The sequence below is a fragment of the Streptomyces sp. NBC_00353 genome (assembly GCF_036108815.1).
Classification (GTDB): domain Bacteria; phylum Actinomycetota; class Actinomycetes; order Streptomycetales; family Streptomycetaceae; genus Streptomyces.
On sequence record NZ_CP107985.1, the window covers coordinates 3648297 to 3671718 of the forward strand.

Genomic DNA, 23422 nt, shown 5'->3' on the forward strand with positions numbered 1-23422 from the left:
CGCTCAGTGGCGCTCGGCCTTCGCGCTGCGCGACATCAGCTCGCCCAGTGCGACCATCGGCGGCTTGCCCTCGTGGACGATGGAGACGACCGTCTCCGTGATGGGCATGTCGATCCCGTGCCGGCGTGCCAGATCGAGCACCGATTCACAGGACTTGACGCCTTCGGCGGTCTGCTTGGTGACGGCGATGGTCTCTTCCAGCGTCATGCCGCGGCCGAGGTTGGTGCCGAAGGTGTGGTTGCGCGAGAGCGGCGAGGAGCAGGTCGCCACCAGGTCGCCGAGGCCCGCGAGTCCGGAGAACGTCAGCGGATCGGCGCCCATGGCGAGGCCGAGCCGGGTGGTCTCGGCCAGGCCGCGGGTGATGAGCGAGCCCTTGGCGTTGTCGCCGAGGCCCATCCCGTCGGCGATGCCCACGGCGAGACCGATGACGTTCTTGACCGCGCCGCCGAGTTCGGCGCCGACCACATCGGTGATGGTGTACGGGCGGAAGTACGGGGTGTGGCAGGCGGCCTGGAGGCGACGGGCCACCGACTCGTCCCGGCAGGCGACGACGGCCGCGGCAGGGCGGCGTTCGGCGATCTCCTTGGCCAGGTTGGGGCCGGTGACGACGGCGATGCGGTCCGCGGGGACCTTGGTGACGTCCTCGATGACCTCACTCATCCGCTCGGCGGTGCCGAGTTCGACGCCCTTCATCAGCGAGACGAGAACGGTGTCCGGACGCAGGTGCGGGGCCCAGTCGGCGAGGTTGGCGCGCAGCGTCTGCGACGGCACGGCGAGCACCGCGAAGTCGGCGCCGTGCAGTGCCTCCGCGGCGTCGGTGGTGGCCCTGATGGAATCGGGTAGTTCAATTCCCGGCAGATAGTCGGGGTTGGCACGGGTCGTGTTGATCGCCTCGACGAGCTCGGCGCGACGGCCCCAGAGAGTGACCTCGCTACCGGCGTCGGCGAGCACCATGCCGAAGGCCGTACCCCAGGAGCCGGTTCCGAAGACGGCTGCTTTGACGGGGTGCGTCACTTGGGTCCCTTCCCTTCGGCCTTGCGCCGCTGTTCGGCACGCGCCTTGCGGTGGTCGTAGAGCTCGGTGGGGGCCTTCTCGCCACGTACGGCTTCGAGCTGGGCGGTGACCGCGGCCATGATGACCTCGGTCGCCTCACGCAGGATGTCGGGCGTCGGCTCCTTGTCGTAGAACCGGGAGAGGTCGACGGGCGGTCCGGCCTGCACCTGGAGTGTCTTGCGAGGGAAGAGCCGGAGCTTGTTCTCCTTGGCGTACGGCGGCATCGCCAGGTTGGCGCCCCACTGCGCGACGGGGATGACCGGGGCCTTCGTCATCAACGCGACGCGGGCGGCACCGGTCTTGCCGGCCATCGGCCACATGTCGGGGTCGCGAGTGAGGGTGCCCTCCGGGTAGAAGGCGACACATTCACCGCGCTCGATGGCGTCGACGGCGGCCCGGAAAGCGTCCAGCGCATTGGTCGTCTCGCGGTACACCGGGATCTGCCCGGTGCCGCGCAGGATCATTCCGACAAAGGGGGTCTTGAAGAGGCCCGCCTTGGCGAGAAGCCGCGGCACCCGGCCGGTGTTGTACTGGAAGTGACCGTAGGAAAGCGGGTCCAGATACGAGTTGTGGTTGACCGCAGTGATGAATCCGCCGTCGGCCGGGATGTGTTCCATTCCCCGCCAGTCACGCTTGAACAGAACCACCAGCGGTGGTTTTGCGATGGCCGCCGCCAGGCGGTACCAGAAGCCGATTCTGCGGCGGGACACTCGGACACCTTCCTCTACGGACCTGACGAGCTGCCTGGCCCTTGGGCGGCCAATTCTGGCCCCAGGCCCCTGCTCTGTCGAGAACACCGTACGCCTCGCCTCCGGGACCGAACCTCCGGGTTGTCACACCGGCAGGCGAGAATGAGCGGCGATGCGCATCGAGGGGGAGATCGCCACGAACACCGACCCGACCGGCCTGTGGTCCCTGGTCGTCCCGTTGAAGCCGCTGGCACAGGGCAAGAGCAGGCTCACGGGGGCGGCCGGCGTCATGCTGCGCCCCCGGCTCGCCCTGGCCTTCGCCCAGGACACCGTGGTCGCCGCGCTGTCCTGCCGGGCCGTACGGGATGTGGTGGTCGTCACGGACGACCCGGAGGCCGCGGCGGCGCTCGCGGCGCTCGGGGCACGCACCGTTCCCGACGAACCGGCCGCCGGGCTCAACGCCGCACTCGTCCACGGTGAGCGGGCGGTACGCGACCGGCGGCCCGCCGCGGCGGTCGCGGCGCTCAACGCGGACCTGCCCGCACTGCGCCCCACGGAATTGACCCGCGTCCTCGATTTCGCCGCCGAATTTCCTCGCGCATTTGTTACGGACGTGGCGGGAATCGGCACGACATTTCTTTCGGCTTCATCCGGGGTGGAATTGCGTCCGGCTTTCGGTGGCCCGTCCAGGGCCCGGCATCTTTCCTCCGGCGCGGTGGAAATCACGTCGGCCGGTATCGATTCGGTCCGCCAGGACGTGGACACCGGCGACGATCTGCGGGCCGCCGTGCGCCTCGGGGTGGGCCCGCACACGGCGGACCGCTGGGCCACGGGCGTGCCCGCGCGGGACCGATAGGCTGCCGTTCATGCAGGCGACCTCGTACACGTACGACCCCGAGACCCGCACCGGCAGTGTGCTGCTCGACGACGGCACCCCGGTGGAATTCGACGCCCCGGCCTTCGACGCGGGCGGCCTGCGGCTGCTGCGCCCCGGGCAGCGGGTGCGGATCGAGGTCACGGGCGAGGGTGCCGACCGGCGGATCACCCTGGTGACGCTGCAGACGTTCTGAAGGGCGCCTCGGACCACCGGGCCCCCTCCGGCAGCGGGCCGGGCCCCGAACAGCCCGCGGGCCGGGCTCCCCGTGGGGAGCCCGGCCCGGCGCGTGTGAGTAGCCCTGCGCTGCTCGGTCTCACTTCTTCCGCGCGACGGCCTTCTTGGCCGTGGTCTTGCGCGCCGTGGTCTTCTTCGCGGGCGCCTTCTTCGCCGTGGCCTTCTTGGCGGGCGCGGTCTTGCTGGCGACGGTCTTCTTCGCCGCCGCGGCCGTGGTCTTCTTGGCCGCCGTGGTCTTCTTGGCCGCCGCGGTGGTCTTCTTCGCGGTGGTCTTCTTGGCAGCGGTGGTCTTCGCCGCGGTCACGGCCTTCTTGGTGGTGGCCTTCTTCGCCGTGGCCTTCTTGGCGGTGGCCTTCTTGGCCGCGGCCTTCGTGGTCGCACGGGTGGGAGCACCGCCCGAGAGGCTGCCCTTGGGCGCCTTCTTCACGGCCACATCGTGCTTGGGGAGCTTCTTCGAGCCGCTCACGAGGTCCTTGAAGCCCTGTCCCGCGCGGAAACGGGGCACCGAGGTCTTCTTGACCCGTACGCGCTCACCCGTCTGCGGGTTGCGGGCGTAGCGAGCCGGGCGGTCGACCTTCTCGAACGAGCCGAAGCCGGTGACCGAGACACGGTCCCCGGCGACAACGGCACGGACGATCGCGTCGAGTACCGCGTCGACAGCGTCTGCGGCCTGCTGGCGGCCGCCGACCTTGTCGGCAATCGCTTCTACGAGCTGCGCCTTGTTCACGTCTTCCCCTTCGGAGACATTGCCAGAACGAAAGTGTTCAAGCGTTTTCGCACGTTAGGCAGATATATACCGCAAATCAAACACGAAACGGGCTAATCACCCTAGTGCCGCAACGAAGTCGACCGCTGCGCAGTTCCGCAGAGTCAGTCACCTTCGGGGAATCGGCCCTCATCGAGGTCCTTCATCAACCGGTCCAGACGCCTTGCCGCATCCGGTAGATCGTGCTTCGCCGCGGCCGTGACGACCAGCAGCTTCCGGGACAGCGCCATCCTTACGCCCTCCGGGACTTGCAGTGCGCGCACTCTTGCGTGCGCTTCCTTCAATTGGTCGGCGACTTGGCCGTAAAGCTTGAGTTGGCTGTCGCGTTCCATGCACCGATTGTGCCATCTGGGGCGAGTTGTCGCCCGACGGGGTCTCAACAAGCGACTGCGCCCTCTACCAGAAGGCAGAGGGCGCAGTACTGGAAACGCGCTGCTCAGGCGTTAATTGTACGCGGCTTGAAGGTCGGCCTTGCCGCCTCATAAGTCGCGATGTCCGCTTCGTTCTGAAGGGTGAGGCTGATGTCGTCCAGCCCGTTCAGCAGTCGCCAGCGGGCGTTCTCGTCGAGCTCGAAGTCGGCGGTGATGCCTTCGGCGCGGACCTGGCGCGCCTCCAGGTCAACGGTGACCTCGGCCTTCGGGTCGGCCTCGGTCAGCTCCCAGAGCGCGTCGACCACCTTCTGGTCGAGCACGACGGTCAGCAGGCCGTTCTTCAGCGAGTTGCCGCGGAAGATGTCGGCGAACCGGGAGGAGATGACGGCCTTGAAACCGTAGTTCTGCAGGGCCCAGACGGCGTGTTCGCGGGACGAGCCGGTACCGAAGTCGGGACCCGCCACCAGGACCGTGGCGCCGTCCCGCTCGGGGCGGTTGAGGACGAAGTTCTCGTCCTTGCGCCAGGCCTCGAAGAGTCCGTCCTCGAAGCCGTCGCGGGTGACCTTCTTCAGCCAGTGGGCGGGGATGATCTGGTCGGTGTCGACGTTGCTGCGGCGCAGCGGGACGGCCCGGCCGGTGTGTGCGGTGAAAGCTTCCATGATTCTCAGACTCCGGCGGACGTACGGGCATCGGACAGGTCGGCCGGCGAGGCCAGGTGGCCCAGCACGGCGGTGGCGGCGGCGACCTGCGGGGAGACCAGGTGAGTACGGCCGCCCTTGCCCTGCCGGCCCTCGAAGTTACGGTTCGAGGTCGAGGCGGAGCGCTCGCCGGGGGCCAGCTGGTCGGGGTTCATACCGAGGCACATCGAGCAACCCGCGTGCCGCCATTCGGCGCCGGCCGCGGTGAAGACCTTGTCCAGGCCCTCCTCGACGGCCTGCAGGGCGACCCGGACCGAGCCGGGGACGACCAGCATCCGTACGCCGTCGGCGACTTTGCGGCCGTCCAGGATCGAGGCCGCGTTACGCAGGTCCTCGATGCGGCCGTTGGTGCAGGAGCCTACGAAGACGGTGTCGACGTCGATCTCGCGCAGCGGCTGCCCGGCAGTCAACCCCATGTATTCCAGGGCCTTTTCGGCTGCGTTCCGCTCCGAGGCGTCCTCGTACGAAGCGGGGTCGGGGACGTTCGCCGACAGGGGCGCGCCCTGGCCGGGGTTGGTGCCCCAGGTGACGAACGGGGCCAGTTCCGCGGCGTCGATGACGACCTCGGCGTCGAAGACCGCGTCCTCGTCCGTGCGCAGCGTCTTCCAGTACGCGACGGCGGCGTCCCAGTCCTCGCCCTGCGGGGCGTGGTCGCGACCCTTCAGGTAGTCGAACGTGGTCTCGTCCGGGGCGATCATGCCGGCCCGGGCGCCCGCCTCGATCGACATGTTGCAGATGGTCATCCGGGCTTCCATCGAGAGCTTCTCGATGGCGGAGCCGCGGTATTCGAGGATGTAGCCCTGACCGCCGCCGGTGCCGATCCGGGCGATGATCGCGAGGATCAGGTCCTTGGCCGTCACGTCGTCGGGCAGTTCGCCGTCGATGGTGATCGCCATCGTCTTCGGACGGGCCAGCGGCAGCGTCTGGGTGGCCAGCACGTGCTCGACCTGGCTGGTGCCGATGCCGAATGCCAGCGCGCCGAACGCGCCGTGCGTGGAGGTGTGGGAGTCGCCGCAGACGACCGTGGTGCCGGGCTGGGTCAGCCCCAGCTGCGGGCCGACCACGTGCACGACGCCCTGCTCGACGTCGCCCAGCGGGTGCAGCCGTACACCGAACTCCGCGCAGTTCTTGCGCAGCGTCTCCAACTGGGCGCGGGAGACCGGGTCGGCGATGGGCTTGTCGATGTCGAGGGTCGGGGTGTTGTGATCCTCGGTGGCGATGGTGAGGTCGAGGCGCCGCACCCGGCGTCCGGCCTGACGGAGGCCGTCGAAGGCCTGGGGGCTGGTCACCTCGTGCAGCAGGTGCAGATCGATGAAGAGGAGGTCGGGCTCACCTTCGGCGCGCCGGACGACATGGTCGTCCCAGACCTTCTCCGCGAGTGTCCTACCCATCGCTTTCCCTCCGGCCGGCGTCTTCGCCGGCCCAACTAGAGATTCGGTGCGCCGCCGTCCGGACCCCCGTGCGGGGCGGTGGCTTCGGGCCGTTGTGTGGCCGCCCCTACAGGTTCGCAACTTCTGCGGAAAATTGAACTTGCGTTTCACAGAGTGAGACGCGAGTATCGTCGTATGGACAACTCTAGCGGCGTCGGCGTTCTCGACAAGGCAGCTCTGGTATTGAGCGCCCTGGAGTCCGGTCCGGCCACCCTCGCCGGGCTGGTCGCGGCGACCGGGCTCGCACGACCCACGGCCCATCGACTGGCCGTGGCACTGGAACACCACCGGATGGTGGCGAGGGACATGCAGGGCCGTTTCATCCTCGGCCCGCGGCTGGCGGAGCTCGCGGCCGCGGCCGGCGAGGACCGCCTGCTGGCGACGGCCGGCCCGGTGCTCACACACCTGCGTGACATCACCGGCGAGAGCGCGCAGCTCTACCGCCGGCAGGGAGACATGCGGATCTGCGTGGCGGCCGCGGAGCGGCTGTCCGGACTGCGGGACACCGTTCCGGTCGGCTCCACGCTCACCATGAAGGCCGGCTCGTCGGCCCAGATCCTGATGGCCTGGGAGGAGCCGGAGCGCCTGCACCGCGGCCTCCAGGGCGCCCGCTTCACGGCGACGGCGCTCTCCGGCGTCCGGCGGCGCGGCTGGGCCCAGTCGATCGGCGAGCGGGAACCGGGCGTCGCCTCCGTCTCGGCGCCGGTGCGCGGTCCGTCGAACCGGGTGGTCGCCGCCGTCTCGGTCTCCGGACCGATCGAGCGGCTGACCCGTCACCCGGGCCGGATGCACGCCCAGGCGGTCATCGACTCGGCCGCGCGGCTGAGCGAGGCCCTGCGCCGCAACGGCTGACGTACTCGTTCTCCCCTGATCCGAAAGGCCGCCCCAGCGTCGTGGCGGCCCTGCTCAGCCCTTCCGCTCCGTGACCGAGCGATGCGCGAGACGATCCGCCGCGCGACGGCCGCGCCCCTCGACGGGCAGCACACCGGTCACCGCAGCCAGTCCGTACGGCGGCATGTCGGCGTAGATCGATTCGTACGCCCCCTCCGGCGCGATGTACGTCTCGTGCCACAGCCCCACGTGCTGCCTGGACTTCTTCTCCTTGCGGTTCATCATCGCCCAGGCCTTGCGGTGGAACATGTCGGGAGCGCTCGCGTACGCGTACAGCTTCTCCTTCGACTCCCAGTACTGGACGACGTAGTACGTCCTCGGCGACCCGGTGAGCAGTGTGTAGCCGAGCAGTCCGCGACTCCTGTCCCGGCTCAACTCCCGCAGCATGCGCGGCATTGCGGCGAGGACCGGCAGCCAGTGATGCACGCCCCGGAAGTGGTTGATGCGCATCCCTATGAGCAGCACGACCACCTCCCCCTCAGCAGCCGCGGTCGTCCGCCCAGGTATCGGCTTCGCAAACATGCAGTGCCCCCTGTCTCGTGGCCGATCATTGGAGAGCGTCACTATCCAATGATTGGATAGTGGCACTGCCCAAGGGGTGGCGCAAGGGAAGGCACCGAACATGCGACTGTCGGAACTGAGCAAGCAGAGCGGCGTCACGACCGCGACGATCAAGTACTACCTGCGTGAGGGGCTGCTGCCGCCCGGTGAACGCGTCAGCGCTACCCAGGCCGAGTACGACGAGAGCCATCTGCGCCGGCTCCGTCTGGTGCGGGCACTGATCCAGGTCGGCCGCCTTCCGGTGGCAACGGCCCGCGAAGTACTGGCACATGTCGATGACGAGTCCCTCGGCCGGACGATCCGCCTCGGCGCGGCGCTGTGGTCCCTGCCGCACGGCCCCGAGCCGGACGAGGACGCCCCGGAGACGGCCGTGGCACGCCACGAGGTCGACCGGCTTCTCGACCGGCTCGGCTGGGCGTTCGTGCAGGATCTCGGCTCACTGGACCCCGTACATCGCGCACTGGTCGCGTCGATGGCCACCCTCATCAGGCTCGGATACCCCTGTGACATCGAGTACTTGGCGGAGCAGGCCCGCCTCATGGAGCAAGTGGCCGTCCACGACCTGGACATGATGGAGTCCTATCCGGCGGGCGCGGAGCAGGTGGAGATGGCGGTCGCCTCGGTGGTGCTCTACGAGCCGCTGCTGCTGGCGCTGCGCAGGCTGGCCCAGGAGGAGGAGTCGGCCCGGCGGTACGGCCTCTGACCACAGCGGGTTCCCCGCGCACAACAGGCCCCGGACATACGGCCAAGGGCCCTTCACCGAAGTGAAGGGCCCTTGGTTTTCTGCTCTGTTGTACCCCCGACCGGATTCGAACCGGCGCTACTGCCGTGAGAGGGCAGCGTGCTAGGCCGCTACACAACGGGGGCGTGATACTGCATCTTGCGCTGGGCTACCAGGACTCGAACCTAGAATGACGGTACCAGAAACCGTAGTGTTGCCAATTACACCATAGCCCATGGTGTTACAAGTACCCCCGACCGGATTCGAACCGGCGCTACTGCCGTGAGAGGGCAGCGTGCTAGGCCGCTACACAACGGGGGCCCTAGCGATCCTGCATCGAAATCGTGGGTGCGACCCAAATGATCTCGCGGGAAGGATCTGTACCCCCGACCGGATTCGAACCGGCGCTACTGCCGTGAGAGGGCAGCGTGCTAGGCCGCTACACAACGGGGGCGTGTTTTACAGATGAAGCTCTGCGCTGGGCTACCAGGACTCGAACCTAGAATGACGGTACCAGAAACCGTAGTGTTGCCAATTACACCATAGCCCACCAAAACTCAACCCCCAGAGGGGGTTTTGTTCGGCTTGCGCTTCCCGGCCGGATCTTTCGGCCCGCTCGGGCGGCGCAGGAAGAACATTACCCGAAGGTGTCCGACGCTCCAAAACGGGTATTGCCCGCCAACAGTCCGGGGAGCTGATCAAGGCCGGTGATCCGGACCAGATCGGGGCGTCCGCCACGCCCGTCCCTGTCCAGCCAGACCCCCTTCAGTCCGGCCGCCACCGCCCCACCGGCGTCGATGTCCGGGTGGTCGCCGACGTACACGGCGTCCTGCGGCGCCAGCCCGAGCGTGTCGCAGGCGGCGTGGAACGCCCCGGCCTCGGGCTTGGAGACGCCGAGCTCCACCGCGCACACCACGGCCTCGAAGCGGTCCCGCACGCCGAGGGTGCGCAGTTTGCGGTCCTGGTTGATGATGCTGGAATTCGACAGGACGGCATGCCGGTAGCGGCCGGCCAATAGGTCCAGGGCCGGCACGGCGTCCGGGAAGAGCGCCCACGCGGCCTCGTAGTGCACAACGTGCCGGCCGAACCATTCATCGGCCTCCGCGTCCGTCAGCGGCCGCCCGAGGAACGCACGGACCCGCTCCCGGCGCTGCCCCTGGAAGTCGGTCTCCCCCGCGGCGAGACGCGCCCACTGGACGTCGGTGATGGCCCGCCATGCCTCGAGGGCCTGCTCGACGGACGCGTACCCGCCGGGCAGGCCCTCGCTCGCCAGATGTTTGCGCATACCGACACGGTCGGCGCCCGTGTAGTCGAAGATCGTGTCGTCGATGTCCCAGATCACGGCTCGGATCGGCATGAGGCCACGCTACCGCTCAGCCGGGGCTCAGACACATGGAAGGGGGCGGCCCCCGGAACGAAACCGGTGGCCGCCCCCTTCGGGCGTGCAGGAGCCGCTTACGCGGCCAGCTTGGCCAGTGTCGCGTCGATGCGGGCGATCGTCTTCTCGCGGCCCAGGATCTCAAGGGACTCGAAGAGCGGCAGACCGATCGTCCGGCCGGTGACGGCGACGCGGACCGGGGCCTGGGCCTTGCCGAGCTTCAGGCCGTGCTCCTCACCTGCGGCGAGGATGGCGTTCTTCAGGGCCTCGGCGTTCCACTCGGCGTCGACCAGCTTCGCGCGGGCGGTGACGAGCAGGGCGTCGGAACCCTCCTTCATCGCCTTGGCCCAGGACGCCTCGTCCTCGACCGGCTCGTCGAGGAAGAGGAAGTCGACGTTGGCCGTGATGTCCGAGAGGACGGTGACGCGGGTCTGGGCGTAGGGAGCGATGGCTTCGAACCGGGCGGCGTCGAAGGCCTCCGGGGCCCAGGGGGCGAACGGGGCCTTCAGCCAGGGGCCGCACGCCTCGGTGAAGGTCTTCACGTCGAGCATGCGGATGTGCTCGGCGTTGATGTGCTCGCACTTCTTCAGGTCGAAGCGCGCCGGGTTGGCGTTGACGTCCTTGATGTCGAACGCCGCCACCATCTCCTCGATGGAGAAGATGTCGCGGTCCTCGGCGATCGACCAGCCCAGCAGGGAAAGGTAGTTGAGCAGACCCTGAGGGAGGAAGCCGCGCTCGCGGTAGAGGTTGAGCGAGGCCTGCGGGTCACGCTTGGAGAGCTTCTTGTTGCCCTCGCCCATGACGTACGGCAGGTGCCCGAAGACAGGAGTCTCCTTGGCGATGCCCAGCTCGATCAGCGCCTTGTAGAGAGCGAGCTGACGCGGGGTGGAGGAGAGCAGGTCCTCGCCGCGCAGGACGTGGGTGATCTCCATCAGCGCGTCGTCGACCGGGTTGACCAGCGTGTAGAGCGGGGCTCCGTTGGCCCGGACGATGCCGTAGTCCGGCACGTTCTCCGGCTGGAAGGTCAGCTCGCCGCGGACCAGGTCCGTGAAGGTGAGCGCCTCGTCGGGCATCCGGAAGCGGACGATGGACGTCCGGCCCTCGGCCTCGTACGCGGCGGTCTGCTCGGCGGTCAGGTCGCGGCAGTGGCCGTCGTAGCCGGACGGCTTGCCGGCGGCGCGGGCGGCGTCACGGCGGGTGTCGAGCTCCTCGGTGGTGCAGTAGCAGTGGTACGCGTACCCGCCGGCGAGAAGCTTCTCGGCGACATCCTTGTAGATGTCCATACGCTGCGACTGCCGGTACGGGGCGTGCGGGCCGCCGACCTCGGGGCCCTCGTCCCAGTCGAAACCGAGCCAGCGCATCGAGTCGAGCAGCTGGTCGTACGACTCCTCGGAGTCGCGGGCCGCGTCGGTGTCCTCGATACGGAAGACCAGGGTGCCGCCGTGGTGCCGGGCGAAGGCCCAGTTGAAGAGGGCGGTGCGGACCAGGCCCACGTGGGGGTTGCCGGTCGGGGAGGGACAGAAACGTACGCGGACGTCTGTGTTAGCCACGCTTGATCACCTTGTTGGTGAGAGTGCCGATGCCTTCGATGGAGACGGCGACCTCGTCGCCGACATGCAGGGGTCCGACCCCTGCCGGAGTGCCGGTGAGGATCACATCGCCCGGGAGCAGCGTCATGGCCTCCGTGATGTGGACGACCAGATCCTCGATGGAGCGGATCATTTCGCTCGTACGGCCCAGTTGACGTTGCTCGCCGTTGACCGTGGCCTGAATGGCGAGGTCGCTGGGGTCGAGGTCGGTCTCCACCCAGGGGCCGAGCGGGCAGGACGTGTCGAAGCCCTTGGCCCGGGCCCACTGCTTCTCGCGCTTCTGGGCATCGCGGGCGGTGACGTCATTGGCGCAGGTGTAGCCGAAGATGACGTCCTTGACGCGCTCACGCGGCACTTCGCGGCACATCCGGCCGATGACCACGGCCAGCTCGGCCTCGTAGTGCACTTCGTTGGAGAAGGAGGGGTACTCGATGGCGTCCCCGGAGCCGATCACCGACGTGGTGGGCTTGAAGAAGGCCACCGGTACGTCCGGGACCTCGTTGCCGAGTTCCGCGGCGTGCTCCGCGTAGTTGCGGCCGATGGCCACGACCTTGTTGGGGAGCACGGGCGGCAGCAGTCGGACCTTGCTCAGCGGGACCTTGGTGCCGGAGAGCTCGAAGTCGGCGTACGGGATGCCCTTGATGATGTCGAGGACGAGGTCACCGGAGTCGACGGTGCCGTCGCCCTCAACCGCGCCGAAGGCGACATTGCCGTCGATGGAGAACCTGGCGATGCGCACGGGATGCTGTCGCCCCTCACTTGCTGGCTGGCTGAAGACTGACGCCCCAGGCTAACGCGGGTGAGGGGGACAATCGCGCGCATTACTCGGCGGTGGCGGCCATGGCCGGGGCTTCCATCAGGATGGTGCGACGCGGGTTGGCCGTCTGCGTCGGCAGGTCGACGGCGTGCTCCGGCTGGTCCGGCGTCTGCAGCGCTTCGGCGTCCTTGAGGTGCGCCAGCGTGGTGCGCCGGGGGTTGGCAATGTTGCGGAACATCATCGTCGTCTTCATCTGCCGTCAGGACCCTGTTCGGTACGGGCGCCGCCCGGAGGGGCGCCGGTTGTCGGATTTGCCATCCCTGTAAAGCGTCAGGCTAAACATCCAATTCCCTCCGGATCCCCGGAAGAGACGACGATCATCATGTGAGTTTCCTCACGAAGCAGTCGACAATTGCCCCATTCCGGGCGCCTGATCTTGATCGAAGAAACGGACATTGCATCACTGAATGAACCATTCCGCTGCTGATCATGTCGACTGGGACACCCCTCACCCTCGCCGCATCCGCCCACCATGAACCGGTTTGCCCCTAAACACTCTCTACGACTTGTCACCCAGCCATCACAACGAGTCACTCCGGTCACAGCGTGACGCGGGGGCCTTGTTGGAGATCCGGCACTGTGCTGGAATTCCACGCACCGCCGCGGGTTTCAGGCCGGCGCGCAGGGGCGCAACGCAGCGCCGAGTGGCGGCGGGAAGGGGAAGAGCGCCGGTCACTCACGACCACCATGGGGCGGGAAAAACGCCCCACGACGCCGACACCGTCCCGTCCGTCTACGCGGGGGGACGCCTGGTCCAGAGGTTGCGACGCTAGTGCAGGGACGTTTCAAGAGGGATGGCAGCGCTGCGGCGGAACAGGAGCCGCACGGCGGGACCGACCGCGGTTCCTCGCCCCAGCACGCCCAGAAGCCCGGACCGGCCGCGGCCGGCGACGCCGGCGAGCGCTCCCCGCGCTCGGCCGTCACGGCGAGCAGCACCGCCGATCCGATCACTCCACTCCAGCCCCGGGGCGCCGTCAACACGGGCTCGCGAATCGCGCTTCGCAACTGGCGGATCAGTACGCGCCTGGTCTCGCTGCTCGCCCTTCCTGTAGTCGCCGCGACCACCCTGGGTGGCCTGCGCATCAGCGACTCCATGAACGACATCCAGCAGCTGGACCACATGCAGCTGCTCACCCAGATGACCAAGCAGGCGACCACGCTCGCCCAGGCGCTCCAGGAGGAACGCGACCGGTCGGCCGGTCCGCTGGCCAACGGGGTCAAGGCCGACGACTTCAAGGTCGCCGAACCGCGCAAGAGGACCGACCGGGCGAAGGCCGCGTTCTTCAACGCCACGACCGAGATCGGCAACACCGACGGCGACGAGGCTCTTGAGGGCATTCACGCGAGCGTCCAGCAGATCGCCAGCCAGCTCGGACAGATCCGTGACATACGCAAGGAGGCGTATGCGAAGGGCAGCCCGAGCCTTCAGACCGTCGATGCGTACAGCCAGCTGATCACCTCGCTGCTGAGCCTCTCGCAGGACATGGCGCAGGCGACCAGCAACCCCGAGATGATCAAGCGGACCCGTGCCCTGGCGGCGTTCTCCTCCGCCAAGGAGTACGCGTCGGTCCAGCGGGCGATCATCGCTGCGGCGCTGCCGGGCGGCGGTGGCCAAAAGGGTTCGCATCTCGACCAGAACGACCGGCAGTTCGGCCGCGCCGCCCTCCACAAGGAGACGCTGGCGCTGAAGTCGTTCTCCGTGACCTACACGGCCACGGGACAGAACGCCGAGGAACTGACGGCGACGCTGGAGAACGGCAACCCGGAGATCAAGGCCGCCGACACCTACGCGCAGAAGGTGCTGGACAGCCCCACCGGCCTGGCGGGCACGGCGCCGCGTTCGTACCTGGACTGGTACGAACAGAGCTCCAACAAGATCCAGGCGATGAAGACCATCGAGGAGACCCTCCTCAGCGACATGGAGGGCAAGGCCCGCGAGCTCCGCGACGAGTCGAAGCGCGAAGCCATCATCAGCGGTGCGCTCATCCTGCTGGTGCTCGGTGTCTCCCTCGTCGGCGCCTTCGTCGTCGCCCGGTCCATGATCCGCTCGCTGCGGCGGCTGCAGGACACCGCGACCCGGGTTGCCCAGGACCGTCTGCCGGAGCTCGTCAAGCAGCTCTCCGAGGCGGACCCGCAGGACGTCGACACCTCGGTCGAGTCGGTCGGTGTGCACTCCCGTGACGAGATCGGCCAGGTGGCCGCGGCCTTCGACGACGTGCACCGCGAGGCCGTCCGCCTCGCCGCCGAACAGGCGCTGCTGCGAGGCAACGTCAACGCGATGTTCACCAACCTCTCGCGGCGTTCGCAGGGTCTCATCCAGCGTCAGCTCTCGCTCATCTCCGAACTGGAGTCGCGCGAGGCCGACCCGGACCAGCTGTCGTCCCTCTTCAAGCTCGACCACCTCGCGACCCGTATGCGCCGTAACGGCGAAAACCTCCTCGTCCTCGCGGGCGAGGAGCCGGGCCGCCGTTGGACCCGCCCCGTGCCGCTGGTCGACGTTCTCCGCGCCGCCGCCTCCGAGGTGGAGCAGTACGAGCGCATCGAACTGGCCGCGGTGCCCGCCACCGAGGTCGCCGGCCGCGTGGTCAACGACCTCGTGCACCTGCTCGCCGAGCTGCTGGAGAACGCCACGTCGTTCTCCTCTCCGCAGACGAAGGTCCGGGTCACCGGTCACGCACTGCCCGACGGCCGGGTGCTCGTGGAGATCCACGACACCGGTATCGGCCTCTCCCCCGAGGACCTCGCGGCGATCAACGAGCGGCTCGCTTCGCCGCCCACCGTGGATGTCTCGGTCTCGCGCCGCATGGGTCTGTTCGTGGTCGGCCGGCTGTCCCTGCGTCACGGCATCCGGATCCAGCTGCGGCCGTCCGACTCCGGTGGCACGACCGCGCTGGTCATGCTCCCCGTCGATGTCGCGCACGGCGGCAAGCAGCCGGCACCCAAGCCGGCCGCGGGTCAGCAGCGCGCCGGTGGCAACGGCGCCGTTGCCGGAAACGGCAACCGGCCGGGCCTCGGCGCGGCTGCCGGTGCGCAGCGTGGACAGGTCGGTGCGGGCTCCGGTCCGCGGGCCGCACTGCCGGCGCGTGACGGCGGCGGTCCTCGCCAGCCGCAGAACCAGCAGGGCCAGCCGAATCAGCAGGGTCAGCAGCCTCAGCCGAACTCCGGGTTCCAGAGTGCTGGACTCTCCGGCACCGGCCCGCAGGACTTCGCGCGGCAGGAACCGCCGCGTCAGGGCGGCGGGCTCTCCGGCGCCTTCGGCGGCGGCGCACGGCCCGGTGCACCGGGCGGCCAGGGCGATCCCGGTCGTACGGAGCACGGTCAGTCCAACCTGTTCGGTCAGAGCCGGCCGGGGCAGTACGACCAGCCCGGTCAGCCCGGCCACCAGAACGGTCCGGCCGGACGGCAGGCGCCGCAGCCGCAGCAGGCCCGGCACAACGCCCCCGACAACCAGGGCGGCTTCCAGCAGTCCGGCGGCCCGGGCAACCCCGGCCGTCAGCTGCCGCCCGTCGGTGGTCCCCGTGCCGAACTGCCCGGTGGCAACCCGCAGCCGCAGCGCCCGCAGGCCGCCAGCTGGGGCACGGAGAACCCGTCGGTGCCGCGGCGCAGTCCGCTCGACGCCCCGCGCGGTCACGAGGAGCCCGAGTCCACCGGCCAGTTCCAGCGGCCGATGAACCCGGCCATGGGCCAGCGTCCCCCGCTGGACGACCGGCAGGGCCCCGGCTCCACCGCCGAGTTCGCCCGCCCGGACTTCTCGGCACCGGCCCCGCAGGCCCACCTCCCGCAGCACCAGGACCCGGCGGGCACCGCGCAGTTCGCCCGTCCGGACTTCGGCCGTCCGCAGCCGTCGCAGGACCAGGGGCTGCCGGCTCCGCGTCCGCGCGGCCGGGACAACGAGGACTTCCGTGCCCCGCGTCCGGCCACCGCTCCCGCGGGTGAGGCGCAGTACCGTCCGGTCCTGCCGCCGCAGCCGCAGCCCGAGGCGCTGCCTCCGGCGGGCCCCGGGGACGGCCGTACGCCGTTGTACGACACCCTGGAGACGAACTGGTTCCACGGCCCGCAGCAGGGCGGTCAGCAGCCGCCCGCCGGGCCGCAGGCACCGTCCGTCCCGCAGCAGACACCACAGGACCGTCCCGCTGCCCCGATGCCGCGTCGCGGTGCGGGTGACACGGGCGCCACCACCAGTACCTGGCGTACCTCGCCGAACGACGAACTCGTCCGGCAGGCGGAGCGGGCCAAGAAGCCCGCAGCAGGCGGAATCACCACTTCCGGTCTGCCTCGCCGGGTGCCGCGTGCCAATCTGGTGCCGGGCACCGCCCAGCAGCAGAGTCACCAGTCGGGACCTCAGGTTTCGCGTGCGCCCGATGATGTGCGCGGGCGACTGACCAATCTCCGCCGGGGTATCCAGCAGGGTCGGCAGGCCAACAACGGCTCGTCGACCGGCAGTTTCCCACTCGGCCCCACTCACCAGCAGGAGCGTTAGTTGAGCCCGATGAGTCAGGCCGCACAGAATCTGAACTGGTTGATCACCAACTTCGTGGACAACACCCCTGGGGTGTCGCACACGGTGGTGGTGTCTGCCGACGGACTCCTGCTGGCCATGTCCGAAGGATTCCCGCGGGACCGTGCCGACCAGTTGGCGGCCGTCGCTTCCGGGCTGACCTCGCTGACCGCGGGCGCCTCCCGGATCTTCGAGGGCGGCGCCGTCAGCCAGACAGTGGTGGAGATGGAGCGCGGGTTCCTCTTCCTGATGTCCGTCTCGGACGGCTCCTCGCTGGCCGTGCTCGCCCACCCGGACGCCGACATCGGTCTGGTCGGGTACGAGATGGCCCTGCTGGTCGACCGCGCGGGAACAGTCCTGACCCCCGATCTCCGCGCCGAGCTCCAGGGCAGCCTGCTCCACTGAGGCGGCCATGAACCGGTGACCGACGCGATCCCCCCAGGTACCGCACTCCCACCCCCTCGACCGTCCGGCCGCTTCCTCCCCCCACCGGCCCCTTCAGACGGCAAGCCGACACCAAGCTGTCACGCCCGGAGGATTCATGACCCCGCCACCCGCCTCACCCGATCCGTACGGCGCACTGCACCACGCGTCGTACGAAGGTGAAGGCGACCAGCCGCTGGTCCGTCCGTATGCCATGACCGGCGGCCGGACCCGGCCGCGCTACCAGCTCGCCATAGAGGCGCTGGTATCGACCACGGCCGACCCGGCGCACCTGGGGACTCTGCTCCCGGAGCACCAGCGGATCTGCCACCTCTGCCGTGAGGTCAAGTCGGTGGCCGAGGTGTCGGCGCTGCTGTCGATGCCGCTCGGTGTGGCCCGGATCCTTGTCGCGGATCTGGCGGAAGCCGGCATGGTGGCCATCCACCAGCCGGGCAACGGAGAGGCCGGCGGCGCGCCGGATGTGACACTGCTCGAAAGGGTGCTCAGTGGACTTCGCAAGCTCTAGCGGCGGTGCGGCCCGGGCCACCACCTCGGCAAAGATCGTGGTGGCGGGTGGCTTCGGCGTGGGTAAGACCACGTTCGTCGGTGCCGTTTCGGAGATCAACCCGCTGCGTACAGAAGCCGTGATGACATCCGCGTCGGCGGGCATCGACGATCTGACGCACACAGGCGGCAAGACCACCACGACGGTGGCCATGGACTTCGGCCGTATCACCCTGGACCAGGACCTGATCCTGTACCTCTTCGGTACGCCCGGTCAGGACCGTTTCTGGTTCATGTGGGACGACCTGGTCCGCGGCGCGATCGGCGCCGTCGTCCTCGTCGACACCCGGCGTCTCGCCGACTGCTTCCCGGCCGTCGACTACTTCGAGAACAGCGGACTGCCGTTCGTCATCGCCCTCAACGGCTTCGACGGACACCAGCCGTACACCCCCGAGGAGGTGCGCGAGGCCCTGCAGATCGGCCCCGACGCCCCCATCATCACGACGGACGCCCGCCACCGCGGCGATGCGAAGAGCGGCCTGATCACGCTGGTCGAGCACGCGCTGATGGCTCGGCTCAAGTAGCCGTGGACTCACCGCAAGTCGGAATGCGGATACGGAAGTTGCTGTAGTCGCACGGGGGTGGACTGTGTCCTTCGACACGATCCGCCCCCGTGTTCATAACGTTTCGACAGAGAATTACTCCGGCTTCAGCACCCGATGCATTCGCCTGGTGTCGCTGTGCTCACATGAGCCCCGCCTTTTGACGGGGCTCGCTCTTTATGCCCGTTTTATCTGAGGCTTGGACCACTCGGAATGGCTGATTCCGACTGTTTGGAACGCGGCCGGTCCCCGTGCTGCAATTCGACGAAACTCCCGAGTAGTACGGCCCTGAACGAAAAACGGCACAGCGTAGGTGCCGACGCCGAGAGGTTGTTGGTCGAGTGAGGCGTAGCAACGAGGGCTCCGCGGCGCAGCAGGAGCGGGGCAACTTCACCCCGCCGCCGCGCATCGCGGCGCCACCCGCCGAAGTGTCCGAAGAGGCACCGGCCGGCGGCAGTACGAGTCGGCTGTCCCCGCGCAACTGGCGGGTGCCCACCCGGCTGAACGCGATCCTTCTGATCCCTGTACTGGTCGGCCTGGTCATGGGCGGCTTCCAGGTGAAGGGGTCGATCGACACCTGGAGAGAGGCGCAGGACGCCGAGAAGACTGCGCTGATCGTGCGCGCGGCCTCGGAGTACGGACAGGCGCTGCTCAACGAGCGTGACCTCTCCGCCCAGCCCTTGCTGTCGAACAAGCGCGACGAACCCGCCGTCGACCAGGTGTACGCCACCACGGATGCGGCCGCCGCCAAGTTCGACGAGGCCGTGCAGGGCATGCCGAAGAAGGAGGGCCTGCAGCGCCGTCTCCAGCTGTTCAAGCAGGAGGAGCCCAAGCTCCCGGAGCTGCGCAAGGCCGCCTACGCCGAGGCCATGGACCCGGTGAAGACGGAAGAGGGCTACGTCAAGGTCCAGCACTCCCTGATGGAGTTCTGCAACGAGCTCGGCCTGGGCACCGGCAACATCACCAGCTACGGCCGCACGGTCTACGCGATCGAACTGGCCAAGGCCGCAGAATCGCTTCAGCGCTCCATCGGTATGCACCTGCTCGTGCGTCCGAGCCAGGAGAACGCCAAGTTCGGCGCCCAGGTCAAGGCCTTCGGCTCGTACAACTACCTGGAGCAGATCGCACTCGGCGAGTACGTCTCCGGTGGTACGGAGGCCGACTCGGTCCGCCTGAAGCAGGTCATGACCGCCAAGGCGGCCGAGGGCGCCAAGAAACTGAAGGCCGCCAAGGCGCAGGCGGACGCGGCAGGTGTGCCGTTCGTCGCGCCGCCCAGCATCGACGGCTCGGTCTTCGACGGAATGGCCCAGCAGATCGGTCTCGGCAAGTCGCCCGAGGAACTGGCGGCGAAGGGCATCACGCCCGCGACCTGGCTGGCCGCCTCCACCGCCAAGTTCGACGGCTACACCACGGTCGAGGAAGAGCTCGTCGACAAGGCGGTGACCGAGGCTGCGAACATCTCGTCCAGCGCCAAGACCGACGCCATCGTCAACGCCGCCATCGTGCTGGTCGCGCTGCTGGCCGCCTTCGTCCTGGCCGGCCTCGTGGCCCGCCAGATGAGCCGCTCGATGCGTCAGCTGCGTACCGCCGCCTTCTCGATCGCCGAGCAGCGGCTGCCGATGCTCGTCGACCAGCTGTCGCGGACCGAGCCGGGCCGGGTCGACACTCGCGTCCAGCCGATCCCGATCACCACCCGGGACGAGATCGGCGAGGTCGCCCGCGCCTTCGACCAGGTGCACCGCGAGGCGGTTCGGCTCGCTGCCGAGCAGGCCATGCTGCGAGGCAACGTCAACGCGATCTTCACAAACCTGTCGCGCCGCAACCAGTCGCTGATCGAGGGCCAGCTGACCCTCATCACCGACCTGGAGAACAACGAGGCCGACCCGGACCAGCTGGAGAGCCTCTTCCGGCTGGACCACCTGGCCACCCGTATGCGCCGCAACGGCGAGAACCTCCTCGTCCTCGCCGGCGAGGAGCCGGGCCGCCGCTGGAACCAGCCGGTTCCGCTGGTCGACGTCCTGCGGGCCGCCTCCTCCGAGGTGGAGTCGTACGAGCGCATCGAGCTCTCCGGCGTTCCGGAGACCGAGATCCACGGCCAGGCCGTCACCGACCTCGTGCATCTGCTGGCCGAGCTGCTGGAGAACGCCACCACGTTCTCCTCGCCGCAGACCAAGGTCCGCGTCACGGCGACCCGGCTGCCGGACAGCCGCGTGATGGTCGAGATCCACGACAAGGGCATCGGCCTCACGGCCGAGGACTTCGCGGACATCAACCACAAGCTGGCCAACCCGCCGACGGTGGACGCCGCGGTGTCCCAGCGGATGGGTCTCTTCGTGGTCGGCCGGCTCGCCGACCGGCACGGCATCCGGGTCCAGCTGCGCCCCTCGGGCGAGCAGGCAGGAACCACCTCGCTGGTCATGCTGCCGGACGCGATCACGCACGGCGGCGGCGGCGAGCTCGAACCGATCGCCGCCCAGGACGACTTCACGGTCTCCTCGATCATCCCGCGGCAGCAGGCCTTCGAACCGCTTCCGCACCAGCCCCAGATGCGTACGGCGGCGGAGCTCGGCTTCGACGACTCGCGTTACGAGGACCCGGCGGTCGACCCCGCACAGCTGGACCCGGTGGGCCGCTCGCTGATGCGTGAGGAGCGCCGCGCCGCGCTGGAGGCCCAGACGGGCGGCGAACGCCCGCAGTTCCAGGAGGACGCGTTCCAGGGCAATGCGTACCAGGACGCCTCCTACGCCGAGGACACGTACGCACAGGACCCGCAGCAGGAGCAGTACCCGCAGGCGGCGTACGACAGTTCCTACGACACGTACAACGGCGACAGCGGCTACGCCGAGCAGTCCGACTACCCGTCGCAGGGCGGCTATACGGAAGCGGCATATGCCGCTGCCGAGAGCCCTCAGCGGGGCTACGAGGACCAGTTCGCCGCCCAGCCCCACCAGGAAGAGTGGGCAGATCAGGGCGCGTACCAGGGTGCGTACGAGCCCATATCGCAGGCCGAACCGGAATCTGTCCCGAGCGCTCCCGCCGAGCCGCAGGAGCGCGTAGGCTTCGACCGTTCGGGTCCCACCCCGAACGTCGGCCGCGAGATGACCGATGCCGGTCTGCCGCGCCGGGGCGGTCAGCAGCACTGGCAGCCCACGGGCCGCGGAAACGACCAGTCCGTCGCAGCACAGCAGCAGCCGCAGCAGCAGGAATTGCCGCAGCGGCCGTCGCCCGCGCCGCAGGACGGGAACGGCTCCGACGACTGGCGCTCGACGAACGACGAGCGCTGGGAGCGGGCCGAGAAGCTCCGGGAGCCGAAGGCGGGTGGGGTCACCCCGTCCGGACTTCCCCGGCGAGTGCCCAAGGCCAATCTGGTCGAGGGCACGGCGGAGCAGACCCAGCAGGGCGGCCCTCAGGTCTCCCGCGCCCCTGAGGACGTCCGGGGCAGGTTGAGCAACCTGCGACGGGGCATTCAGCGGGGACGTAACGCTGGTTCGGACACAAGTAATACCTACAACCAGGAGCGTTAGTGTGAGCCCGATGAGCCAGGCGGCGCAGAATCTCAACTGGTTGATCACCAACTTCGTGGACAACACCCCCGGGGTGTCGCACACGGTGGTGGTCTCCGCCGACGGACTCCTGCTGGCCATGTCCGAAGGATTCCCCCGGGACCGTGCCGATCAGCTGGCGGCCGTCGCTTCCGGCCTGACCTCGCTGACCGCGGGCGCCTCGCGGATCTTCGAGGGCGGCGCGGTGAATCAGACAGTTGTGGAGATGGAGCGCGGATTCCTCTTCATCATGTCCATCTCCGACGGATCTTCACTGGCCGTTCTCGCCCACCCGGACGCCGATATCGGTCTGGTTGGGTACGAAATGGCCCTTCTGGTCGACCGTGCAGGCACGGTCCTCACCCCGGACCTCCGTGCCGAACTGCAGGGAAGTCTTCTTAACTAGTAGACAGACGGTGCGTCATGCGCCACCGCACCATAAGGTGCGGTGGCGCGGCCCCACTGGGATCGGGACCGGCAGTCGGAGGAGGAATTGTGGCAACACCCCCAGGCGGACACCAGTACGACGGTGGTCAGCAAGTACCGGGCGAGCACGGGGACAACCGTTACAACTTCCCCTCCACCCCCAGCAGACAGGGCTCGCAGCAGCCTTATGAGCCGCAGCAGCCGTACCCGCGTCGGCAGGCGCAGGACGGTGGGTGGCAGCAGGCGCAGGACGGTGGGTGGCAACAGCAGCCGCAGCACCCTCAGCGCCCGCATCGGATCGAATCGGCCCAGCAGCCCCGCATTCAGACGGTGCAGCCACGGCGGCCCTCCGAGCCCGCCGCTCCCGCGGCCCACAACCCGCTGGTCCGTCCGTACGCCATGACCGGCGGCCGGACCCGACCGCGATACCAGCTCGCCATTGAGGCGTTGGTCAGTACCACGGCCGATCCGTCGCGGCTGCAAGGGCAATTGCCCGAGCACCAGCGGATCTGCCGGCTGTGCTTCGAGATCAAGTCGGTTGCCGAGATCTCGGCGCTTCTCACGATCCCCCTCGGCGTTGCCCGGATCCTCGTAGCCGACCTGGCCGAGGCCGGACTCGTCGCTATCCATCAGCCCGGCGGCGACGAGTCCGCCGGAGGCCAGCCAGATGTGACACTGCTCGAAAGGGTGCTCAGTGGACTTCGCAAGCTCTAGCGGCGGAGCAGCCCGCTCCACTACCTCCGCGAAGATCGTGGTGGCAGGGGGCTTCGGCGTGGGTAAGACCACGTTCGTCGGTGCCGTTTCGGAGATCAACCCGCTGCGCACCGAAGCCGTGATGACGTCCGCGTCGGCGGGCATCGACGATCTGACGCACACCGGGGACAAGACCACCACGACGGTGGCCATGGACTTCGGCCGTATCACCCTGGACCAGGACCTGATCCTGTACCTCTTCGGTACGCCCGGTCAGGACCGTTTCTGGTTCATGTGGGACGACCTGGTCCGCGGCGCGATCGGCGCCGTCGTCCTCGTCGACACCCGGCGTCTCGCCGACTGCTTCCCGGCCGTCGACTACTTCGAGAACAGCGGACTGCCGTTCGTCATCGCCCTCAACGGCTTCGACGGACACCAGCCGTACACCCCCGACGAGGTGCGCGAGGCCCTGCAGATCGGCCCCGACACCCCGATCCTGACCACGGACGCCCGCCACCGCGCGGACGCCAAGAGCGCGCTCATCACGCTCGTGGAGCACGCGCTGATGGCGCGTCTTCGGTAGGCTCCGGCAGCCGTACGCGAGAGGCCCCGCACTCCCTCGGGAGTTGCGGGGCCTCTCGCGTGCTGCGGGCCGTCTG

Annotated in this window: 23 protein-coding genes and 5 tRNA genes; 12 read left to right on the forward strand and 16 right to left on the reverse strand. The window is 68.8% G+C overall.

Features of this window, described 5'->3' with window-relative positions; translation table 11 throughout:
• Positions 1-3: 3 nt before the first annotated feature.
• Together OHA88_RS16530 and OHA88_RS16535 are read right to left on the reverse strand one after the other, a co-directional pair.
• On the reverse strand, positions 4-1014 hold the full coding sequence (locus OHA88_RS16530) for an NAD(P)H-dependent glycerol-3-phosphate dehydrogenase (RefSeq protein WP_328626103.1): 1011 nt from the start codon (positions 1012-1014) through the stop codon (positions 4-6).
• Complete coding sequence (locus tag OHA88_RS16535; protein WP_328626104.1) at positions 1011-1763, reverse strand: lysophospholipid acyltransferase family protein; 753 nt, start codon at positions 1761-1763, stop codon at positions 1011-1013. Before OHA88_RS16535 ends, OHA88_RS16530 begins: the two co-directional genes overlap by 4 nt.
• Positions 1764-1914: 151 nt before the next feature.
• Here OHA88_RS16535 and cofC point away from each other — a divergent pair, with 151 nt between their 5' ends.
• Both cofC and OHA88_RS16545 read left to right on the forward strand, forming a co-directional pair.
• On the forward strand, positions 1915-2598 hold the full coding sequence (gene cofC / locus OHA88_RS16540; protein ID WP_328626105.1) for a 2-phospho-L-lactate guanylyltransferase: 684 nt from the start codon (positions 1915-1917) through the stop codon (positions 2596-2598).
• 10 nt (positions 2599-2608) lie between these two features.
• Positions 2609-2812: a hypothetical protein gene (locus tag OHA88_RS16545; protein ID WP_267001434.1), complete on the forward strand. Its 204-nt coding sequence runs from the start codon at positions 2609-2611 to the stop codon at positions 2810-2812.
• A gap of 120 nt (positions 2813-2932) precedes the next feature.
• Here the strand turns inward: OHA88_RS16545 and OHA88_RS16550 are convergent, their stop codons facing one another.
• The 4 genes from OHA88_RS16550 to leuC form a co-directional block, all read right to left on the reverse strand.
• Positions 2933-3580, reverse strand: coding sequence for an HU family DNA-binding protein (locus OHA88_RS16550; protein ID WP_328626106.1), 648 nt, complete (start codon positions 3578-3580; stop codon positions 2933-2935).
• 143 nt (positions 3581-3723) lie between these two features.
• A complete protein-coding gene (locus tag OHA88_RS16555; protein ID WP_030978727.1) occupies positions 3724-3951 on the reverse strand; it encodes a hypothetical protein in 228 nt (75 codons plus the stop codon).
• Positions 3952-4055: 104 nt separating this feature from the next.
• Positions 4056-4649 (reverse strand): 3-isopropylmalate dehydratase small subunit, encoded by a 594-nt coding sequence (gene leuD, locus OHA88_RS16560; protein WP_328626107.1) that lies wholly within the window; start codon positions 4647-4649, stop codon positions 4056-4058.
• A 5-nt stretch (positions 4650-4654) separates the two neighbouring features.
• Entirely contained in the window at positions 4655-6079 is a 1425-nt protein-coding gene (gene leuC / locus OHA88_RS16565; RefSeq protein WP_328626108.1) for a 3-isopropylmalate dehydratase large subunit, read from the reverse strand.
• Between the two features lie 174 nt (positions 6080-6253).
• Between leuC and ndgR the strand changes: the two genes are divergently transcribed.
• On the forward strand, positions 6254-6970 hold the full coding sequence (ndgR, locus tag OHA88_RS16570) for an IclR family transcriptional regulator NdgR (RefSeq protein WP_030928691.1): 717 nt from the start codon (positions 6254-6256) through the stop codon (positions 6968-6970).
• A gap of 54 nt (positions 6971-7024) precedes the next feature.
• On the opposite strand, the gene OHA88_RS16575 is transcribed toward ndgR, so the two are convergent.
• Positions 7025-7531: a DUF4188 domain-containing protein gene (locus tag OHA88_RS16575; protein WP_328626109.1), complete on the reverse strand. Its 507-nt coding sequence runs from the start codon at positions 7529-7531 to the stop codon at positions 7025-7027.
• A 100-nt stretch (positions 7532-7631) separates the two neighbouring features.
• Here OHA88_RS16575 and OHA88_RS16580 point away from each other — a divergent pair, with 100 nt between their 5' ends.
• On the forward strand, positions 7632-8273 hold the full coding sequence (locus OHA88_RS16580) for a MerR family transcriptional regulator (RefSeq protein WP_267001446.1): 642 nt from the start codon (positions 7632-7634) through the stop codon (positions 8271-8273).
• 91 nt (positions 8274-8364) lie between these two features.
• Here OHA88_RS16580 and OHA88_RS16585 read toward each other — a convergent pair.
• The 9 genes from OHA88_RS16585 to OHA88_RS16625 form a co-directional block, all read right to left on the reverse strand.
• A tRNA-Glu gene (locus OHA88_RS16585) sits at positions 8365-8437 on the reverse strand.
• Positions 8438-8455: 18 nt separating this feature from the next.
• Positions 8456-8527 (reverse strand) — tRNA-Gln (locus OHA88_RS16590).
• Between the two features lie 12 nt (positions 8528-8539).
• Positions 8540-8612 (reverse strand) — tRNA-Glu (locus tag OHA88_RS16595).
• A 60-nt stretch (positions 8613-8672) separates the two neighbouring features.
• A tRNA-Glu gene (locus tag OHA88_RS16600) sits at positions 8673-8745 on the reverse strand.
• Positions 8746-8769: 24 nt separating this feature from the next.
• Positions 8770-8841, reverse strand: a tRNA-Gln gene (locus OHA88_RS16605).
• An 87-nt stretch (positions 8842-8928) separates the two neighbouring features.
• The gene (locus tag OHA88_RS16610; RefSeq protein ID WP_328626110.1) at positions 8929-9648 is read right to left on the reverse strand and encodes an HAD family hydrolase; all 720 of its coding nucleotides are present in this window, start codon (positions 9646-9648) and stop codon (positions 8929-8931) included.
• A gap of 98 nt (positions 9649-9746) precedes the next feature.
• Positions 9747-11219, reverse strand: coding sequence for a glutamate--tRNA ligase (gene gltX / locus OHA88_RS16615; RefSeq protein WP_328626111.1), 1473 nt, complete (start codon positions 11217-11219; stop codon positions 9747-9749).
• Complete coding sequence (locus tag OHA88_RS16620; RefSeq protein ID WP_030978713.1) at positions 11212-11997, reverse strand: fumarylacetoacetate hydrolase family protein; 786 nt, start codon at positions 11995-11997, stop codon at positions 11212-11214. The genes gltX and OHA88_RS16620 overlap by 8 nt, the downstream gene beginning before the upstream one ends.
• Positions 11998-12079: 82 nt before the next feature.
• The gene (locus OHA88_RS16625; RefSeq protein WP_267001453.1) at positions 12080-12268 is read right to left on the reverse strand and encodes a hypothetical protein; all 189 of its coding nucleotides are present in this window, start codon (positions 12266-12268) and stop codon (positions 12080-12082) included.
• Positions 12269-12847: 579 nt separating this feature from the next.
• On the opposite strand from OHA88_RS16625, the gene OHA88_RS16630 reads away from it, so the two are divergent.
• The 8 genes from OHA88_RS16630 (at position 12848) to OHA88_RS16665 (ending at position 23346) form a co-directional block, all read left to right on the forward strand.
• Positions 12848-16555, forward strand: coding sequence for a nitrate- and nitrite sensing domain-containing protein (locus tag OHA88_RS16630; RefSeq protein WP_328626112.1), 3708 nt, complete (start codon positions 12848-12850; stop codon positions 16553-16555).
• A gap of 9 nt (positions 16556-16564) precedes the next feature.
• Complete coding sequence (locus tag OHA88_RS16635) at positions 16565-16978, forward strand: roadblock/LC7 domain-containing protein (RefSeq protein ID WP_024495006.1); 414 nt, start codon at positions 16565-16567, stop codon at positions 16976-16978.
• Between the two features lie 136 nt (positions 16979-17114).
• A complete protein-coding gene (locus OHA88_RS16640; RefSeq protein ID WP_030978706.1) occupies positions 17115-17522 on the forward strand; it encodes a DUF742 domain-containing protein in 408 nt (135 codons plus the stop codon).
• Entirely contained in the window at positions 17503-18084 is a 582-nt protein-coding gene (locus tag OHA88_RS16645; protein ID WP_267001457.1) for a GTP-binding protein, read from the forward strand. Before OHA88_RS16640 ends, OHA88_RS16645 begins: the two co-directional genes overlap by 20 nt.
• 359 nt (positions 18085-18443) lie before the next feature.
• On the forward strand, positions 18444-21626 hold the full coding sequence (locus tag OHA88_RS16650; RefSeq protein WP_328626113.1) for a sensor histidine kinase: 3183 nt from the start codon (positions 18444-18446) through the stop codon (positions 21624-21626).
• Positions 21627-21636: 10 nt separating this feature from the next.
• Complete coding sequence (locus OHA88_RS16655) at positions 21637-22050, forward strand: roadblock/LC7 domain-containing protein (RefSeq protein ID WP_030980891.1); 414 nt, start codon at positions 21637-21639, stop codon at positions 22048-22050.
• Positions 22051-22139: 89 nt separating this feature from the next.
• Entirely contained in the window at positions 22140-22784 is a 645-nt protein-coding gene (locus tag OHA88_RS16660; RefSeq protein WP_328626114.1) for a DUF742 domain-containing protein, read from the forward strand.
• The gene (locus tag OHA88_RS16665) at positions 22765-23346 is read left to right on the forward strand and encodes a GTP-binding protein (protein WP_014048542.1); all 582 of its coding nucleotides are present in this window, start codon (positions 22765-22767) and stop codon (positions 23344-23346) included. The genes OHA88_RS16660 and OHA88_RS16665 overlap by 20 nt, the downstream gene beginning before the upstream one ends.
• The last annotated feature ends 76 nt before the right edge of the window (positions 23347-23422 follow it).